Raw genomic sequence first — 18,591 nt, 5'->3', positions numbered from 1 at the left:
GCTAGCTTAAAGCTTTTCCATCGGCGGGGCACCCACTAGCATCAGGCGAATGGTTCCCGATGAACCAAAATCAATCGTCACAGTGGCACGCGCTCCCTGCCCATCAGCAGCGATCACAGTGCCCAACCCATATTTGGCGTGATTGACCTTGTCGCCGACCGCCAGTTCTAATTTTGCGCCGCCGGTATTCTTCTTTGGAATTCCGGACCGGCCCCGTTGTGAAGGGGAAGACGCAGCGGAGCCTCCCATGCGGCGCGAGCGACGGGCACCGTAGGAGATATCGGACCAAGCATCGTCGTTGCCTCCACTGAAATTCGAAGCTCCGGCTCCATAACCACCGTAGACACCACTGCCCCATCCAGCTCCGTAGCCTGTGGTGGGTTCTTCGCGTTTCCAGGTAATAACTTCGCTCGGGATTTCTGCCAAAAAGCGGCTCGCCGGGTTTTCCACTGGGCGCCCCCACGCCGAGCGCATCATCGCCCGGGTGAGATAGAGCTTTTTACGAGCACGGGTAATGCCCACATAGGCCAAGCGACGTTCTTCGGAAAGCTCTTTCGGATCGCCAAGTGCACGTAAATGAGGAAATTGCCCGTCTTCCCACCCGCTGACGAATACTACGGGGAATTCCAACCCCTTCGCGGTGTGTAACGTCATCATCGTGACGACGCCATGCTCATGGTCTGGTATTTGATCAGCATCTGCGACCAACGAGACTTTTTCCAAAAATGCTGCCAGTGATCCCGCCGGGGCTTCACCGTCGGCAAGCTCACCACCGTCGGCAGTACTCACCCCTGCCTCGGCTGCTTCATCCCCTTTAACCGCAAGGGGGTGATCTTCCAGACCTGCGGCATTCGCTGCATCGGAGGAAAACTCGCGAGCTACCGAAACCAACTCGTTCAAGTTATCCAGACGGGTGCCATCCTGTGGATCGTTCGAGGCTTCCAGCTCTGCTTTGTATCCGGTGATATCCAGAATCCGTCCGATCAGCTCACCCAGATGCGGCTGCCCAGTAGACTCGTTGTTCATCGCGGGAATTTCTTCGCACACTGTTGCCAGCATTTCGACGAAACCGCTCAACGCATTGCGAGCGCGAGAATTCAATCCAGCAATTTCCCCCGCCACCGCTGCTTGCACGGCTTTAGAAAAACTGATGTTGTGATTTTCTGCGTGCAAAGCAACCTGGCCTTGCGCTTTGTCGCCGATTCCGCGTTTGGGAACATTAATAATGCGACGCATGCTCACGGTATCGTCCGGATTTTCCAATACCCGCAAGTAGGCGACGATATCCCGGATTTCTTTGCGCTCGTAAAACTTAGTACCGCCAACCACTTTGTACGGTATGCCCGAGCGAATAAAAATGTCCTCCAACGCGCGAGAGGCATTATTCGTCCGATACATCACCGAAATTTCGTCGTAGCGATAACCGCGGTCGCTGAGCTCATCGATTTCTGCGGCAATAAACCTCGCCTCATCGTGCTCGTTGTCTGCGACATAGCCAATGATGTCATCGCCATCTCCCTGGTCGGTCCACAGTTTTTTCTCCCGGCGGCCAGAGTTATTAGTGATCACGGCGTTCGCAGCCGTCAAGATATTTTGCGTTGAGCGGTAGTTTTGTTCCAACAAAATCGCTCGTGCCTGCGGATAATCGCGTTCAAATTCTTCAATATTGCGGATGGTTGCACCACGGAAGGCATAGATCGACTGATCTGAATCACCCACGACGCACAGTTCTGGTGCGCCGATTTTTTCCTGGCCAACCGTTTGTTCGTGTCCGGATGCACCGCCGCTAGCATTACCGACGAGTGCTGCGACCAGTGCATACTGAGCATGGTTGGTGTCTTGGTATTCGTCGATCAGCACATGCCGGAACCGTCGCCTGTAGTATTCAGCAACCTCTTGGTGTTCGCGGAAAATGTGTACGACCTCCGCGATCAAATCATCGAAGTCCACTGCGTTGGCGGCGCGTAGTCGACGTTGGTATTCAGTGTAGACCTCTGCGACTGTGGTCTCGAATGGGTTCTTGGTAGTTGCCGCGGCGCTGGCTACTTCCGCTGGCGTGAGCAATTCATTCTTGTGGTTCGAAATTGCATTCGCCAACACCCGACCAGTGAATTTCTTCAGATCCAGGCTCATCTCTTTGGCGATCATCGACAGCAGGCGCCGCGCATCATCCCCGTCATAGATGCTGAAATTCGTGTTTAAACCATCGACAAGCTGCGCATTCTGTCGCAAGATACGCACGCACGTGGAGTGAAAAGTTGCGACCCACATACGCTCTGCAACCGGTCCGACGAGCTGGCCGACGCGTTCCCGCATTTCGCGGGCTGCTTTGTTAGTAAAGGTAATTGCCAAAATCTGGTGTGGGCCAACTCCACGGTATTGCATGAGGTAAGCAATCCGGCGGGTCAACACAGCGGTTTTTCCGGAGCCCGCGCCCGCAACGATTAATAATGGACTGCCAGTGTGCTCAACTGCTTGGCGCTGTTGCTCATTCAGCCCCGCGACAAGGTTTTCACTAGACTGCGCCACAGTCCTTGCGGGCACACCAGATGCGCTATGAGTGCTGTCGAAACGCGAGGGAAACTGCGCGGACGCACCATCAGCTATCCCCTCTTGAAAACCGCCCAAGTGCGTGTCTGAGAATAGGGACTGGTCGTTGTTATTAGGACGAGGCTGAAACGGCGAAGAATTCATAATATCTCCAAACTACTATTTCGCCGTCACACTAGGCGTCCTCACGCGAGTTATTGCCTGATGCTCGTACACAGATCTTAGCTACGAATGACGCCAGCCCAGCCGGGGCAAGTGCGGCGAATGCTGTAACTGCGACCACAGTAGAATACCGGGTATGGACAACGTGGCTTCGAATTTTTCCGTACGCACCCCCACCGGCACCGACGATCCGCTTTCGGATAAAGAAATCGCACAATACCGCGAAGAGATAGACAAGATGAATGACATTATCCTCAACGCGGTAAAACGCCGCACCGAGGTCGCGCAGGCGATTGGCAAAACCCGGATGAGCTCCGGTGGCACGCGCCTTGTGCACACGCGCGAAGTTGCGATCATCAATTATTTCCGCGACGAACTTGGCAGCGACGGCGTCGATATAGCCAATGCGTTGCTGCGCTTGGGCCGCGGACGTTTGGGCTAAAACGGAGCAAGCTTGTTCACCGTGAGTGCGGAATCTAGGTGTTGCTCACTGCCACATACCGCACTACAAACAATATTTTTATTCACATTCTTCCCCAATGGTTTTATAAGCAAACTCACCACTGTTTGCGCACCAAAACCCACCTCCTAAAATCAACCGATCCATGCCGTTCATTTTCCCTAGACTGATTTGTCTAGAAGAGACATACCAAGAGTGCTATCGTGGCGTCAGTTCATGCAGGTAAGCACAGCGCTTGCCAACGCCAACCAAGGAGGTTCCTCATGTCTGATCTCACCCCAAACCACAAAGCCGGCGAGCCATTGGCACCAATCGACGCTGACACCCTGCAGGCGATGGCAGACAAGAACACAGAAAATCCCGAGGGCGGCAAAAAAGTCATCCGCACCCACACCGAAGCAGATGGCCAGTTCCGTAACTACACCCAAGTTCGCGATTTGCAGCCAACTTTGGTTGCCGAACCACCGAAGCTGCTGGGTGATGACTCCGCACCAAACCCAACCGAGATTGCACAGGCAGGTTTGGCTGCATGCATTTCCGTAGGCATCCAGGCAATTTCGACCCACCGCAACATCACTCTGACCAAGATCGACATCGACATCGAATCTGATATCGACATCTCCCCAACCTGGGGCGTAAGCCCACGTGAAGACGCTCGTCCGGGAGTTTCTGATGTGCGCGTCAAAGTTGACATTGACGGTGATGCAGACCGCGAGACTCTCGAAAAAGTCGTAGCCGATGCCATTAAGTGGTCGCCAGTCGTCAACACTTACACCCGTCCTGCGAACCTAACCCACGAAGTGGTCTAACCTCTTCACACCCTTTCACGGTTTAGCTCCGTTTGCACAGCGCCGGGTTCACTTGATCCCGGCGCTCTACCCTGTCCTTTTGGCCCCTGCATGTAAGGCACAATCCCATGACATCTACAGCCCCCAGCATCGAATTAGAACCCCTCGAGCTCGACGAGTCCATCCGTGCGACGCTGCAAGAAAACGCATCTGCCGTCGACAAGGGTGATAAACCTGCACGCTACGGCCTGGAACTCCTCGCCAAACACGGCTTGCTCAACACCGATGGGCTTGTATCGACGGTACGGCTGGTTCGCGCGCTTGCCCGCGAAGACCTCTCGGTCGCCTTCAGCACCTGGGCAGACCTGATGGTTTTGACCTACCTGCAGGCCGCTGACACAAAGCACCCAGAACTCATTAAATCCCTCCAGAACGGTTCCCGCCCTGGTGTGACCGGAATGGCTTCGGTATTCAAATTTGCCGCAGGCGCTGGTGACCTGGACTTGCATGCCACTGCAACCGATGGGGGATTTCAGGTTTCCGGCAAGCTGAAATGGGCATCAAACTTGGCCGACGATGCAATTATCGTCTCCGGTGCACACTCGGATCAAGGCGGGCAATTTTTGTTCGTCATCGACGGTGATGCCCCAGGGATCACATTGGGTACCCCCTTCGGACTGTTGGGACTCAACGCCACCTCCTCAGCTTGGGTTGAATTCAACAACGTCTTCGTGCCAACAGAAAACGTGCTGACGACGAGTTTCAAGGATTACCTGCCGCAGGTTCGGCCAGCATTTTTATTGTTGCAGAGCTCTGAGTGCCTCGGCGTTGCCGAAGCAGCTATCGCTGCGGCAAGCGGCAAAGCAGTCGGCATCAATGAAGTATTCGCTGATGACATTGCCGAAACCTACCAACAAATCACCGAGTTGATCTCAACCCAAGAAAACATCGCAGAAAAGACTGACAACGGCCAACAGCCAGCTTTCGCAGACTTGCTGCGCTTGCGGTTAAACGCTGCACAGGCTGCAGTGAATGCCGCTAACCTAGAAATTCGAGTAGCTGGTGGTGCAGGCTACGCGAAGTCGTCCCCGGCTTCGCGCCGCTACCGGGAGGCGACGTTCATCCCTGTCCAGTCGCCATCCGAAGGCCAGCTGAAATGGCAATTGGCCCGCGAAGCAGAAAGCTAAAAAGTGGCAGACCCGAAACCTAGCTCATCCAATACTGAAGTCTCAAAGACTGAAGCCGCAAAGACTGAGATGTCCAGCAACGAATCAACGAACGCGCAGTCCTCGAAAGCTGGATTCAGCCTCAACGATAAGTTGCGTGGCGCATCAGGGGCTTTCCCCAAGGGCACAACCATCGTCACCACGCTCCACGAAGGACGCGATGCGGGGATGACGGTATCTGCGTTTTCTTCGCTATCGCTGAACCCGCCACTGGTGATGCTCTCGGTAGGCAATCGCTCAAGTTCTTTACCGAAACTCGTTGAAGGCAACCCAGTAGCGATTTCTGTGCTCGCGCAAGGCCAAGCACCACTAGCCCAGCAATTCGCACGCAAAGGGATCGACCGATTCGCTGGCGTAAAAACTCAGCGCACAGCATTGGATGTTCCGGTGATTTCCGGGTGTGCCTCATGGTTTACCGGCACGATTGAATCGAAAACTCCTGCTGGCGACCACACCATCGTGATTGTTCGGGTCGAAGATTGCGATTCAGATGCCTCGGTCGCACCATTGCTCTACCAAGGCGGAGAATTCCATTGCTGGCCCGAGCTTGGTTGGCGCCCGTCCTCTATTTAACGATTCGGTTCACTGACACGAACCTAATTTTGTCTCTGAGCAGTTTCGTCTCTGAGCCGTCTTGTCCCTGAGCAGTTTCGTCTCTGAGTACAGTCCCAGGATCCAGCTTGGGTTCACAGGAATATGTAAGTGATCTAGCCCGCAAGCATACTGCTTGCGGGTTTTTCGCATTCCGCATGTTGTCCGGACTTAATACACTGCACCAACCCCGACAGGCCCACGTCTAGCCAAATATTCATTTTTACTTATATTAAATCTTCTGGCGTGTCGATACATAAACAACACCAGTAACACTTGTAACTTCAGTTGCATGAACTAACTTTGACGATCCTTACTGTGACCGCAAACACCAATGTTGTTTAATTATCTGTACAAGGAGCCCTTATGAGGATGCGTCGGCACATTCACCCTCGCCGCCCCCGCGGATTAACGCCCGCAATCGCCATCACGAGCACCTCTGCTCTCGTCGTCGCCGCTGCCTTCGGCGGCAATCATGTTCTCAACACCCAAAACGCCGGTGCCGGACCGGTGGAAGCAACTATGAAAACCGCTAGTTTTTCCAGCGGCACCACGACGGTCGTCGATGATCCTGCTGTCTCTACGCAGGGAGCACACGACCATGGCCACGGCCATCACCACGACGAACACTCGGCAGATGAACCGCGTGCCGTGCAAGAATTTACCCAGGATGAAGAATTCGACTCTTTCGCGCTCACCTGGGAAGGCGACCGCGATGTGCTTGCATTTTTCCGCGCAGAAGCTGCGGATGGATCTTGGGGCCCATGGCTGGAAACACACCCATTGCCGAATCCGCCGGAAGCCACCCAACAAGGAACAGAACTAATTTATGTTGCACCGACCACTAAGGTGCAGGTCTCTCTGGCTGGCGTTGATCTTTACGGCGACGGTGAACATGCAGAACACAGCGAGCATGGTGAGCACGCTGGCTCACCACAAATCAGCATTCCGAAAGCCGGTTTAGAGACCTCTGAGGGCATCATCCAGCCGGTCACCGACTCGGTCGACCTCACACACACTGACGATGCTGTCGGTGTTGCTCCGCTGCCTAAGGCAGAAGAGCTTAGCGCGGTATTCATCAACGGCCGTGAAGGTGCCACCCCGGCTGGTATTCAGCAGACCGCAAACCTTTCCGTCGGCATGCCCAGCGTAGTGACCCGACAGGCCTGGGGCGCCAACGAATCCTATCGCGGCAATTGCGGACCTACGGGCATGAACTACAAAGCGATGACCCTGCACCACACCGCCGGTGTCAACAACTACACCCGTGAATCCGCAGCAGCCCAGGTGCGTGGCGCCTACCAGTACCACACTCGATCACTGGGCTGGTGTGATATCGGCTACCACGCACTCGTCGACAAGTTCGGCACCATCTACGAAGGCCGCCGCGATGGCTTGAACGCAGGCGTGCTTGGTGCACACGCGGGTGGCTACAACACCGGAACCTTTGGCATCGCGATGATCGGTAACCACCAGATCGCTCCAGTTCCACAGCCAACGATTAACTCCGTAGGTCAAATCGCTGGTTGGCGCGCTGCACAATCTGGATTTGATCCTTCTGGAACCGTGTCATTGACCTCCGAAGGCAGCCAGCATGCCCGCTACCGGGCCGGCGATACCCGCACCTTTAACCGTTTCCACGGCCACCGCGATGTCGACCACACCGAATGCCCTGGCGATGAAGCCGTCAAACAGTGGCCCTCGATTCGCGCTGCCACTAACCAGGCCTACAGCCACGTTTCCAATCTGATCGCGGGTAATCCGGGGACTAACCCGAACCAGCAAAATCAGCCGCCGCAGGGCACTCAGAACCAGCGTCCATCGTCGCCAAGCACCCCGAATAACCAGGGTACGAATAACCAGGGTACGAACCGGGGCGGCCAAGATATCGCGGCACTCGCTACAACAGCGATTGGTTTAATCGCCCCGATCGTGATGACACTACTGAAAAACTCCCAGACCAGCAGCCTTCCCGGCAACGCCAACAACCTCGCTCAAATTGAGATTTCCTCCGGGCTCAACCTCGGCGAGATCCCAGGTCTGATTGGCCGCGTCGTGAAGCTGACAGGAGATTCCAATATCGAGCAAACTTGGGCTCGCATCAATGCGCTCCTGGGCCCGGTATTGGGAACCCCGATCACTGGAATTGGAACCGCGGGCGCTGCTGCCGGCTTCAATACAGATATCGACTTCGCTGTATTCGACAACGGCGTGATCATCGATTCGGAAGAAACCGGCCCGCAAGCGCTGTGGGGCGAAATCGCTCGCACATGGGCCAATGGCGCGGTCGAATCGCTGGGCTTGCCGACGAGCACCCCGGAAGTTTTCGACGGCACCAGCCCAGTCACAGTGAAGTTCCAGCACGGTTCCATCATTTATGACCCAAGCACCGGGCACATCGAAATTTCTGAAGACGACGATTCGCATACCCACTAAAGCTCGCTCTTCGCGTTAGACAGGAAGGAGCAATGCCGCACATGGGCACGCATCCACATGACCAGCACAGCCACCACAGCCACCATGGCCACCACAGCCACTGCCATAGCCATCACGGCCACAGCCACCATGGCTCGGCAACCGGCGCTCGACTAGTAGCAGTCATTGTGCTCACCTCCACCATTTTGGTGGCAGAAGTCATCGGTGCGATCTGGTCGGGCTCGTTGGCTTTGCTTGCCGACGCCGGCCACATGGCAACTGATTCAGTCGGCTTGGTGATGGCCGGGCTTGCACTGTACTGGGGAAAACGCAAAGCCACCCAATTGGCAACCTACGGCTTCTCACGTGCTGAAGTCATTGCTTCTGCTCTCAACGCGTTGATGGTCATGGCAATTGCGGTTTGGATTCTTGTCGCCGCAATCCGACGCATTCACAACCCCGCAGAGCTTGCCGCCGAGGTCATGTTGCTCGTTGCCACCATCGGCTTACTCGCGAACCTTTTGGCGATGCTGGCTTTGCACAAGCCTTCGCAAAATTCATTGAATATCAAAGGCGCTTATTTGCATATTGTCTCGGATATGCTCAGCTCCATCGGCGTCATTTTCGCCTCCCTCGTTGTGTGGGAAACCGGCTGGACCGGCGTAGATATTTTGGTATCTGTGCTGATCATGGCGGTATTACTGCCTCGTTGCTGGCAGTTGCTCAAGCAGTCCTTCTCGGTGCTGATGCAGCACGCGCCTGCCGGATTGGATTATGTTGCGATCCAGCGCGAGCTTCTGCGGCTGCCCGGTGTAGAACGAGTCTATGACCTGCACTTGTGGTCACTGACCGGATCGGATGCCATTGCGACGGTGCACATCGTCGCTGCACCGCACGGTTCATCCCAACTTCATGAGCACCAGGAAATCTTGCGCCAAGTCGAGGCGATTTTGCGCAGCCAATTTGGGATTACCCGCACCACCGTGCAGATTGAGTTCTCGCCACCCGGCGCTCAGCGTGCCGACGAATGCGTCCACAGCCCGCATTGTGCACTATCCGCGCAAGCAGATGCGGCAACCTCTATTCCTGCGCGCGCTGCTGCCCATCACCCAGACACCACCGAACATCAGGGCTGGCAGTTGTGGGATAAAACCGCGGTTTCCTGCAGACGAAACTGGCGCGCGTCTGTCGTACGTGCCAGCGGAAATCGGTATCATCTAACTTCGTGAGTTCTTTTGCATCAATAACCACCACCCCGGAATGGCAACGGCTTGTCGCCCTGGCCAATGAGCATGATTTTGACCTTCGTTCGTTGTTCCAGGAAGATCCCGACCGCGCCCGGCGGTGGTCTTTTTCTGCCGGGGATTTACACCTTGATCTATCGAAGAACTGGATCGACGATACCGTTCATTCCCATTTGCTCGCACTAGCTGAGCGCGCTGGTCTGCGTGAGGCAATCAATGAGCAGTTTTCCGGTGCACATATCAATAACACCGAAAATCGTGCGGTTTTGCACACCGCTTTGCGCTCCCCAGGATCGTTTTCCAGCAATGGCGAGCAGGATTTGCTAGTCGACGGCCAAAACGTCACCCGCGATGTGCACGCCGAGCTCAACAAGATGGAGCGTTTCGCCACTTCCCTGCGCGATGGCAGCTGGACTGGCTTCACCGGTAAGAAAATCCGCACCATCGTCAACATCGGCATCGGTGGCTCCGATCTAGGTCCGGCCTTCGCTGCGTTAGCGCTGCAGGAATACAATACCGCAGGCATCACTGCCGAATACGTCTCCAATGTAGACCCAGCAGATATGAACGACAGGTTGGCAGTGGTTGATCCAGAAACCACTCTGTTTATCGTCAGCTCAAAATCTTTTGGCACACAAGAAACCCTGTCGAATGCGACGGCTGCCAGGCGCTGGCTCGTCGACAAGCTCGGAAGCCAGGATGCAGTTGCCCGGCACTTCGTTGCGGTCTCGACGAACGAGGAAAAGGTCCGAGAATTCGGCATTGATCCGGACAACATGTTCGTTTTTTGGGACTGGGTCGGCGGCCGGTATTCGGTCACTTCTGCGATCGGGTTGTCGTTGATGTTGTGCATCGGGCCAGAGGATTTCCGGAGCTTCCTCAGCGGTTTTCACGCCATCGACGATTATTTCTACCGTACAGAGCTACGCGACAACGTCGTCGTGCTGATGGGAATGCTGGGCGTGTGGTATACCAACTTCCACGGGGCATCCAGCCACGCGATTTTGCCATATTCGCAGCACCTGCGTCGTTTCCCCGCTTATCTGCAGCAGTTGACGATGGAATCCAACGGCAAGTCTGTGCGACGCGATGGCGCCAAGGTGGATTATTCCACCGGCGAGATTTACTGGGGCCAAGCGGGAACCAATGGTCAGCACGCGTTTTTCCAGCTGCTACATCAGGGAACGCATTTGATTCCGGCAGATTTCATCGGTTTCGCCCGCCCACACAATGATCTCGCGGCGATCGATGGCAAGGGCTCATTGCACGATTTGTTGATGAGCAACTTCTTTGCCCAGTCGAAAGTCATGGCGTTCGGGAAAAACGCTGAAGAAGTCGCGGCCGAAGGCGTTGCGGCGAACCTCGTCCCACACCGGGTAATGCCTGGTAACCGCCCGACGACGACCATCTTGGCACCGTTGTTAAGCCCCGCAGTGCTCGGCAGCCTGATCGCTTTGTACGAGCACATTACCTTCGTCCAGGGCGTGATCTGGGACGTCAACTCCTTCGACCAATGGGGCGTCGAGCTGGGCAAGAAACAAGCCGATGAGCTCTTGCCCGCCATTGCCGGTGCAGAAGACATCGATTCGGGTGACAGCTCAACTGACGAACTAATTCGCTGGTACCGCGAACATCGCGAGCACTAGGCCAGCACCGCAACTTCCAATCCCGTGATTGCTAGCCCAGCAGCGGTTGACACCGCGGACACCACCAGATGATGCGTTCGAGCTCATCATCGGTGCCTCCGCGGTTTTTCTGATCCGGCCCACCCAACACATCTTTTTCGATGAGGCTGCGGCAACGACGACACGGGCGATGATTTCGCCCAAAAACATACGTCGTTTCCCCGGCGCGCTTGATGCCGGTGGTCACCCGCACCGGTTCGTTGCGGTTTGCCCACATGATCCGCCGGGCGATATCCAGAATTTCTGCCACGCGATGGCTGCCCAATGCAGCGACGCGGCTGCCCGGGTGTAGCCCTGCTAAGAAACAAATTTCTGCGCGGTATTCGTTGCCGATGCCGACCAGGTTGTTTTGATCCAGCAGCGCTGTACCGATGGGGCGCTCGGGTTGCAGCATGATCCGGCACAATGCTTCGCTTTTGCCGTTGCGAGCAGTTTTGTTTGCGTTATTCGATGTCTCAGGAATGTTCTTGGCGTCAGGCAAGTTCTCTGTGTCAGGCGTGATCTTAATGCCAGGCGTGACCTTCGTGTTTTGCCTGGACTTTGTATCAGCTGAGCTTTCTGCACCCGGATCATCCCAATCGGCTGCCAAAATATCAGGCCCGAGCGCGCCAATGAACAGATTGTAATCCGCTGCAGGAAACACCCGCACCATCCCTAGCTGGTGCCCCACAATTTCGATATCCCGTGGTTGGTGTGCAAACTGCAGCACCACACGTGCGCTATGGCCGGGTTTGCGCCACCGATCGCCTGCTAAATGCAACGCCCAGGTGCCTTCCATCTTCAGGTGCGTGGCAAGAATCTGCTCATCAAAAAGCATGAACAGGTATTTTCCGTACGGCCAGATTTTTTGGCAGCACGCACCCGTAAAATCCTGGGTGGCAAACCGCGGAGTGCGAATCGAGGTTCGTGTGACTTGCTTGCCGACGAGAAATTGCAGCCGCTGCGACAGCTGCAGGATGGAATCTCCTTCGGGCATAGCGCCGCTTCCTTTCTACTTGCACGTTTTAATTACTCAAACGTAGACCTTTCGGGCTGAGCTTTGCCCCAGCGTTCCTCATGGCTACTGCCAACTGTGTTCCCAAGATTCCAGCACCATTGGCTTTTTCAATAATCAGCGGGCGAAGCCACTCGTTAGCAAGCGCTTGCTGTATCGCATCGACGAGCAGCTGCGCTGGAGCAGCAGCAATACCTTCCGGCAGCGTATCGAAAAACGTCGTCAAGGTTTTCCCGCCTCGGCTCAAGTGCGCAAGGCAGAGCCCGTCAGCAAGCACCACCAACGCACCTGCTGCCCGGCTTGGACGCGAACTACTTCGCGCATTGTCGTTATCGCCAGCAGTGTCGTTATCGCCATCAGTTGCGGGCCAGTCAAGCGCAGCACCATACGGGTTGGCAGGGTCGGTGGCAGCGAGCACAACGACGTGTGGGTCAGTGGATCCCGAGGGCCATCCCTGCACGTCGGGGGCATCATCAACACCGCGCAGACGATCAACCACAGCCGGGGTAGAAAATTGCGCGGCTCCCAATCCTGCAATGAAATAGCCTCGCTGAGCTTTGCCGGCCGCCTCGAACTCGCTGAGCACTTTGTATGCCAAGGCGAAACCGCCAGTGACGTCTTCTGTCACGACGCTGCCACGGCTGACGATGCCGTATCGGTCTAACCAGGCCTCGCCCTGCGCGAGCGAACGCGCGGTGGCATCTGTATCAGGCTGGATACTCAACGACCAGCGGCCAACCATGTCCGGAGGCGTGGCCTGACCCGGGCGAGTTTGTTGGTTTTGCGCAAAACTCGTACGCCCCAGGCGAAGACGGGAACGACGCGACGGCCGTTTGGCCTTATGCGCCCGACTAGTGCCACCAGTCAAGCGAGCACGCAACGGCGCGAAGCTATCAGGGCTGACAAGCCCGAGATCCACCAGTTCCCAGAGACCTTCGCGCACCGCATCGCTGCCGTGCAACGGAACCTGGTCGACGATATCGGAAAATAGGTATCCCCCGCCATTACGCAGGACATCCAAGATCGCTTCTTGCACCACCGACAGCTTCGGCGTTACATCGTGATCCAGTGGGCAGAGCTGCGCAGCATAATCAGCTGGCAGCAGCATTATCCAGGGATCATCGCGCCCGGCTTGTCCGGCACCACGAATAAGCACCTCCCCATTATTAGTGAGTTCATCGAGGTGGCGCGGGCTAAACCCAGGCACCCGAGCAGGCAAAACCAATTGTTCCCAGGCACTCGCGGGCAAACGTACCCCAGCAAGTTGTTCCAAGACGGTGAAAACGCGATCCACCCCGCTAACACCACCAGCTGGCGCATCCGTGATTTGCTGCCAGTCGAGCAGAAATCTCGCGAAAGCTGACGCACTGACCGGGCGCAACGCATTGCGCGCAGCGGCCAGGGACCGCGAGCGGATTTGTTTGAGCACCACAGCGGCACAATATTCCAGCTCATCGACACCCTGGCGGTAGTGTCCTTCGACCAGTTCCCCTTTGGCCGCCATCTCCTGCACGATGTGCCAAGCGCTAGAGATACTGATACCGAATGCCTCTGCGGCATCGCGCACCACGAAAGGGCCGCGTGCCCGCACCCAGCGTTTCAGCAATTGGGCAAGCGCGTCGCTAATGGTTTCCGCAGAGGCGCTCACCCCCGGCGGTACGGGGATCCCGAGGCCGTCACGCAGCAACCCAGCATCCTGTGCTTGGGCAAGATGCTCCTTGCCCACCAGGCGCACCACCATCACTCGCATGCCCAATTCACGCTGGGCGTCCTCCACAGAAACCTCTGAATGCTCGGCCAGGCGATCCACGGGAATCGGCCCGATGCGCCGCAGCGTATCCGCGAGTTGTTCCGCGGTCTGTGCACGGCGCTGCGGAGTAATGTGCTGGAGCGATTGGTGAACTTCCACGATCACATCAGCGTCGAGAAGTTCACGCAGCTCCACGGTGCCGAGTAGCTTCGCGAGCAAACTAGGATCCAGTGAGAGCGCAGCCGCTCGCTTTTCTGCCAGCGGGCTATCGCCTTCATACATGAACGCCCCGGTGTAATTAAACAGCAGCGACGATGAAAACGGCGATGGTTGTTCTGTGGTCACTTCTGCAATCCGGATATTGCGCTGGGCAATTCCCCGTGTGACCTCGTTGAGGGCTGGTAGATCATAGACATCTTGCAAACACTCGCGCACAGTTTCCAAAATGATGGGAAACGAGGGGTATTTCCGCGCGATATCCAGCAATTGTTCTGCTTTTTGCCGTTGCTGCCACAGCGGCGCACGTTTGCCAGGATCATAGCGTGGCAAAAGCAGGGCACGCGCAGCGCATTCCCGAAAACGCGAGGCAAACAGCGCAGAATTTCCCACCTGCGCGGTCACGATGTCTTCTACCTCGTCGGCATCGAAGGTGAATAACGACGCATCCGGCTCATGATCACCTTCGGGAATGCGCAGCACGATTCCATCATCTCCGGCGACGGCTTGGGCATCCATACCGGTGTTTTCTGCAATGCGCGCACCTACCGCCAACGCCCAGGCGGCATTGACACCGCGACCGAACGGGGTATGCAACACGACACGCCAATCGCCAAGCTCATCACGGAATCGTTCCAATACCAGAGTCTTTTCGTCGGGAATGATCCCTGTGGCTTCGTGTTGCTCATCGAGATAAGCCAGAAGATTAGTGCGTGCACGTTGTTCCAGCGGGAGAGTATCAAGCACTTGCTCGCGTTCGCGGTGCGCTTGGCGTCGAAAAGCACCTACAGCGAGGCCCAGCTCGTATGGACGGCCTAATTGGTCGCCGCTCCAGAAAGGCAGCCGTCCTGTGTGGCCCGGCGCTGGAGAAACCAGCACCTGATCGCGGGTGATGTCTTCGATGCGCCAGCTGCTCGCCCCCAAGGTGAACACGTCACCGACGCGGGATTCGTAGACCATCTCTTCATCGAGTTCTCCAACCCGGCGCGGGGTGGGTCGGGTACCAGAGCCACCACTATTGCTAGCGGCAGCATCGGATTCTGCAGTCGTTCCAGCCAAAAATACCCCAAACATACCCCGGTCTGGGATGGTGCCACCGCTGGTCACGGCGACGCGTTTGGAACCAGGGCGGGTGGATAAAATATTGCGTACCCGGTCGAAAACAATACGAGGTTTCAGCTCAGAAAAATCAGTGCTGGGATACAGACCACTGGCCAGGTCCAGTACGGATTCATAAACCTCACGGTCCAGTTCGCGGTACGGCCAGGCGCGCCGGATGGTAGCGAACCATTCGTCGACATCCAGATCTTCTACCGCCACCGCAGCGATGGTTTGTTGCACCAGCACATCCAGGGGATTGCGGGGAACGTTTATTTTTTCGATCAACCCAGCTTCTACCCTGCCGACGGTCACCGCGGTTTGCAGCAGATCTGCGCGATGTTTCGGATAAAAATCTCCTTTAGACACTGCGCCAACGCTGTGGCCAGCACGGCCCACACGTTGCAATGCGGAGGCCACCGACGGTGGTGATTCCACCTGCACCACCTGATCCACCGCAACCATATCGATGCCGAGCTCTAGCGAACTGGTGGCAACGACCGCTTTCAGCGCGCCTTGTTTCAACAACGATTCAGTCTGGGCGCGTTCGTCTTTCGAGACCGAGCCATGGTGCGCACGCGCAATCACCGACGGGGCGGTTCCAGCGATATCCGTCTGCTTCATCAACTGCGCGGGGTCCCGGCGCGTCGGTGCCGACAGTGTTTCTGGGGCGTACTCGGTGGCATAGAGTTCGTTGAGCCGGGAGGTTACCCGCTCGGCCGTCCGCCTGGAGTTGACGAATACCAGCGTGGAGTTGTGCTCCATGATGGATTGATACAGCTCGGCTTCGATATGCGGCCAAATGGATTTTGCTGTAGGCAAAGCCGATTCGCTGGCAAAGGTGCTGTTATCAGCCGGGCCCCCGCCGCTGCTTAAGCCCAGCGGGTCATCGACAGTCATCTCCCCAATCGTCGAGGCTTGTTCTGGCACTGGCAGATCAGCCATATCATCCACCGGAACGCATACCGCAAGCTCCCAGGATTTCTGCGTCGGCGGGGCGACGATCTCCACGGCACGGTCGCCGCCCAAAAACTGCGCGACGGTTTCCAGCGGGCGCACCGTCGCCGACAGCCCAATGCGTTGTGGATCTCCGGCAACCCGCGCTAATCGTTCCAGGGTTAATGCCAAGTGCACTCCGCGTTTGCTGCCAGCAAGCGCGTGAATTTCATCGACGATGACGGTGGTCACCGTCGATAAGATTCCGGCAGCTTTCCCGGTGAGCATGAGGTATGCCGATTCCGGGGTGGTGATCAAAATATCTGGTGGTCGACGAAGCTGGCGGGCGCGTTCTGCTTGCGGGGTATCGCCACTGCGCACGCCGACCGTCACAGATGGGGCATCAAAACCCATCCGCGCTGCGACGCGCTCAATCCCAGTCAGCGGGGCGTGAAGGTTGCGTTCAACGTCAACGCCCAGGGCTTTCAGTGGTGAAATATAAAGCACCTTCACCCCAGGCTTGCGGTTTTCGTCGGCATGCGGGACGCCCACCGGCAAACTCAGTTGACCAGCACCGCTGATCAGTCCGTTGAGTGCCCAGAAAAATGCCGCCAAGGTTTTACCCGAGCCGGTTGGTGCCACCACCAGCGAATTTTTTCCTTCCGAGACTGCCTGCCACGCCTGTTTCTGCACGTGGGTGGGCTCGGAAAAGACTTCACGAAACCAGCCTGCGACCGGCGGGCTGAAACGGGACAGGACGTCATCGGGCATGACCACCACTCTACGGCTACAGTATGAGCCATGACAGGCGTGTTATCAGATGTTCGGCTGACCAACCTTTTGGCTCAAGGTTCCGGCGAGATCCTCAAAGGTATCCGTGGCGTTGGTTTGCTCCGCGATAAAGAACTCGCCCAGGCCGGCGATGAGCTCGCACAAAACTGGATCGCACGGGTACTGGCACAGCACCGTCCGGACGACGGGTTTTTATCTGAAGAAGCCAAGGATAACCCGGAGCGGCTGGACAAACAGCGCGTGTGGATCGTCGACCCACTCGACGGCACCAAAGAGTTCGCCACCGGGCGCCAGGATTGGGCGGTGCACATCGCGCTGGTCGAAAACGGAGTGCCACTGCATGCGGCAGTCGGCTTACCGGATCTCGGCGTGGTGTTTCGCTCCTCTGATGTGCGTGCGGTTTCCGGGCCGTTTTCACGTCGCATTGTGGTCTCGCGTAACCGCCCGCCAGAGATTGCGGAATACGTCGGCCAGCACATGGGCCTAGAAACCGTGCGGTTGGGATCAGCTGGAGCGAAGGCGATGAAGGTGTTGCTGGGCGACGTGGATGCCTATATCCATGCAGGTGGCCAGTATGAGTGGGACCAGGCAGCGCCGGTCGGTGTTGCACAAGCTGCAGGACTGCATGTAAGCCGATTGGATGGTTCGCAGCACCAGTTCAACCGCGCCGATACTTATATCCCGGATCTATTGATATGCCGCAAAGAGCTTGCCGACGAAATGCTGGGGCACATCGCCGATTACGCCAGCCAGAACGGAAGCTACTAACAACCACAGTGTGCCGTAGACAGCAACTAGTAGGCTATAGGCCATGACTGGCCCATCGAGCTTTACTGACAACCAGACGGACAACGCACGTTTTTCTCACGCCAACAATTCCAGCGCCGGAATTCCCACACCATACGAAGATTTGCTGCGCGATGTTTTAGCCAACGGCACCACCAAACACGATCGCACAGGTACCGGAACAACCAGCGTGTTTGGCCGCCAGTTACGCTATAACCTGGCGGAATCTTTTCCACTGTTAACCACCAAGAAGGTGTATTTTCACGCCGTGGTCGGTGAGCTGTTGTGGTTTTTGCGTGGCGATTCCAACGTCGGCTGGCTGCGCGATAACGGCGTGCGTATCTGGAACGAATGGGCTGATGATAACGGTGAACTCGGCCCGGTCTATGGTGTGCAGTGGCGCTCGTGGCCCAGCCCAGATGGCACGCACATCGACCAGATCGCCCAGGCCGTTCAGGATTTACAGAACAATCCGGATTCCCGTCGCATGGTCGTCAGTGCCTGGAACGTCGCGGAACTCGACAACATGGCGCTGATGCCGTGTCATTTGCTGTTCCAGTTGTACGTCGCCGATGGCAAACTTTCACTGCAGGTCTATCAGCGCAGCGCAGACCTATTTTTGGGCGTGCCGTTTAATATTGCCTCGTATGCCCTGTTGGCGCATATGTTCGCCCAGCAGGCAGGCCTGGAAGTTGGCGAACTGATTTGGACCGGTGGCGATTGCCACATTTACAACGATCACGTCGAGCAGGTCCGTGAGCAGCTGAGCCGCAGCCCCAGGCCTTATCCGCAGTTGAAGTTGCACAAGGCTGCGAGCATCTTCGACTATGATTTCTCCGACATATCGGTCGACGGTTACGATCCGCACCCAGCCATCAAAGCCCAGGTTTCGGTGTAA

Annotated in this window: 12 protein-coding genes; 9 read left to right on the top strand and 3 right to left on the bottom strand. The window is 56.6% G+C overall.

The window, feature by feature from the left end; genetic code table 11:
* Window positions 1-6: 6 nt before the first annotated feature.
* A complete protein-coding gene (locus tag RCH87_RS01740; RefSeq protein WP_306515029.1) occupies window positions 7-2,694 on the bottom strand; it encodes a UvrD-helicase domain-containing protein in 2,688 nt (895 codons plus the stop codon).
* A gap of 154 nt (window positions 2,695-2,848) precedes the next feature.
* On the opposite strand from RCH87_RS01740, the gene RCH87_RS01735 reads away from it, so the two are divergent.
* The 7 genes from RCH87_RS01735 (at window position 2,849) to pgi (ending at window position 11,082) form a co-directional block, all read left to right on the top strand.
* Entirely contained in the window at window positions 2,849-3,154 is a 306-nt protein-coding gene (locus RCH87_RS01735) for a chorismate mutase (protein ID WP_306515028.1), read from the top strand.
* A gap of 281 nt (window positions 3,155-3,435) precedes the next feature.
* Complete coding sequence (locus tag RCH87_RS01730; protein ID WP_306515027.1) at window positions 3,436-3,981, top strand: OsmC family protein; 546 nt, start codon at window positions 3,436-3,438, stop codon at window positions 3,979-3,981.
* A 107-nt stretch (window positions 3,982-4,088) separates the two neighbouring features.
* Entirely contained in the window at window positions 4,089-5,147 is a 1,059-nt protein-coding gene (locus tag RCH87_RS01725; RefSeq protein ID WP_306515026.1) for an acyl-CoA dehydrogenase family protein, read from the top strand.
* Between the two features lie 3 nt (window positions 5,148-5,150).
* Window positions 5,151-5,759, top strand: a complete 609-nt coding sequence (locus RCH87_RS01720; RefSeq protein WP_306515024.1) for a flavin reductase family protein — start codon at window positions 5,151-5,153, stop codon at window positions 5,757-5,759.
* Between the two features lie 390 nt (window positions 5,760-6,149).
* Window positions 6,150-8,213 carry an N-acetylmuramoyl-L-alanine amidase gene (locus RCH87_RS01715; RefSeq protein WP_306515023.1) on the top strand — a complete coding sequence of 688 codons (2,064 nt, stop codon included), beginning with the start codon at window positions 6,150-6,152 and terminating at the stop codon, window positions 8,211-8,213.
* A gap of 41 nt (window positions 8,214-8,254) precedes the next feature.
* Window positions 8,255-9,421 (top strand): cation diffusion facilitator family transporter, encoded by a 1,167-nt coding sequence (locus tag RCH87_RS01710; RefSeq protein ID WP_306515022.1) that lies wholly within the window; start codon window positions 8,255-8,257, stop codon window positions 9,419-9,421.
* Complete coding sequence (gene pgi / locus RCH87_RS01705; RefSeq protein ID WP_373690890.1) at window positions 9,418-11,082, top strand: glucose-6-phosphate isomerase; 1,665 nt, start codon at window positions 9,418-9,420, stop codon at window positions 11,080-11,082. The genes RCH87_RS01710 and pgi overlap by 4 nt, the downstream gene beginning before the upstream one ends.
* Before the next feature lie 31 nt (window positions 11,083-11,113).
* Here the strand turns inward: pgi and RCH87_RS01700 are convergent, their stop codons facing one another.
* Together RCH87_RS01700 and RCH87_RS01695 are read right to left on the bottom strand one after the other, a co-directional pair.
* Window positions 11,114-12,097: a DNA-formamidopyrimidine glycosylase family protein gene (locus RCH87_RS01700; protein WP_306515021.1), complete on the bottom strand. Its 984-nt coding sequence runs from the start codon at window positions 12,095-12,097 to the stop codon at window positions 11,114-11,116.
* A 28-nt stretch (window positions 12,098-12,125) separates the two neighbouring features.
* Window positions 12,126-16,886 carry an ATP-dependent helicase gene (locus RCH87_RS01695; protein ID WP_306515020.1) on the bottom strand — a complete coding sequence of 1,587 codons (4,761 nt, stop codon included), beginning with the start codon at window positions 16,884-16,886 and terminating at the stop codon, window positions 12,126-12,128.
* A gap of 30 nt (window positions 16,887-16,916) precedes the next feature.
* On the opposite strand from RCH87_RS01695, the gene RCH87_RS01690 reads away from it, so the two are divergent.
* Together RCH87_RS01690 and RCH87_RS01685 are read left to right on the top strand one after the other, a co-directional pair.
* Window positions 16,917-17,675, top strand: coding sequence for a 3'(2'),5'-bisphosphate nucleotidase CysQ (locus RCH87_RS01690; protein WP_306515019.1), 759 nt, complete (start codon window positions 16,917-16,919; stop codon window positions 17,673-17,675).
* Window positions 17,676-17,718: 43 nt separating this feature from the next.
* Window positions 17,719-18,591 carry a thymidylate synthase gene (locus RCH87_RS01685; protein WP_306515018.1) on the top strand — a complete coding sequence of 291 codons (873 nt, stop codon included), beginning with the start codon at window positions 17,719-17,721 and terminating at the stop codon, window positions 18,589-18,591.

Source organism: Corynebacterium sp. (genome assembly GCF_030826625.1).
Lineage (GTDB): Bacteria > Actinomycetota > Actinomycetes > Mycobacteriales > Mycobacteriaceae > Corynebacterium.
The sequence above is the reverse complement of the archived record's forward strand: the minus strand, read 5'-3'. Positions and strand labels throughout refer to the sequence as shown.

Excerpts from the sequence above, each read along its gene's own strand:
- RCH87_RS01700 (WP_306515021.1), bottom strand. The coding sequence starts at position 12,097 with ATGCCCGAAGGAGATTCCATCCTGCAGCTGTCGCAGCGGCTGCAATTT.
- RCH87_RS01695 (WP_306515020.1), bottom strand. The coding sequence starts at position 16,886 with ATGCCCGATGACGTCCTGTCCCGTTTCAGCCCGCCGGTCGCAGGCTGG.
- RCH87_RS01735 (WP_306515028.1), top strand. The coding sequence starts at position 2,849 with ATGGACAACGTGGCTTCGAATTTTTCCGTACGCACCCCCACCGGCACC.
- RCH87_RS01725 (WP_306515026.1), top strand. The coding sequence starts at position 4,089 with ATGACATCTACAGCCCCCAGCATCGAATTAGAACCCCTCGAGCTCGAC.
- RCH87_RS01730 (WP_306515027.1), top strand. The coding sequence starts at position 3,436 with ATGTCTGATCTCACCCCAAACCACAAAGCCGGCGAGCCATTGGCACCA.
- RCH87_RS01710 (WP_306515022.1), top strand. The coding sequence starts at position 8,255 with ATGGGCACGCATCCACATGACCAGCACAGCCACCACAGCCACCATGGC.
- RCH87_RS01740 (WP_306515029.1), bottom strand. The coding sequence starts at position 2,694 with ATGAATTCTTCGCCGTTTCAGCCTCGTCCTAATAACAACGACCAGTCC.
- RCH87_RS01715 (WP_306515023.1), top strand. The coding sequence starts at position 6,150 with ATGCGTCGGCACATTCACCCTCGCCGCCCCCGCGGATTAACGCCCGCA.
- RCH87_RS01690 (WP_306515019.1), top strand. The coding sequence starts at position 16,917 with ATGACAGGCGTGTTATCAGATGTTCGGCTGACCAACCTTTTGGCTCAA.
- RCH87_RS01685 (WP_306515018.1), top strand. The coding sequence starts at position 17,719 with ATGACTGGCCCATCGAGCTTTACTGACAACCAGACGGACAACGCACGT.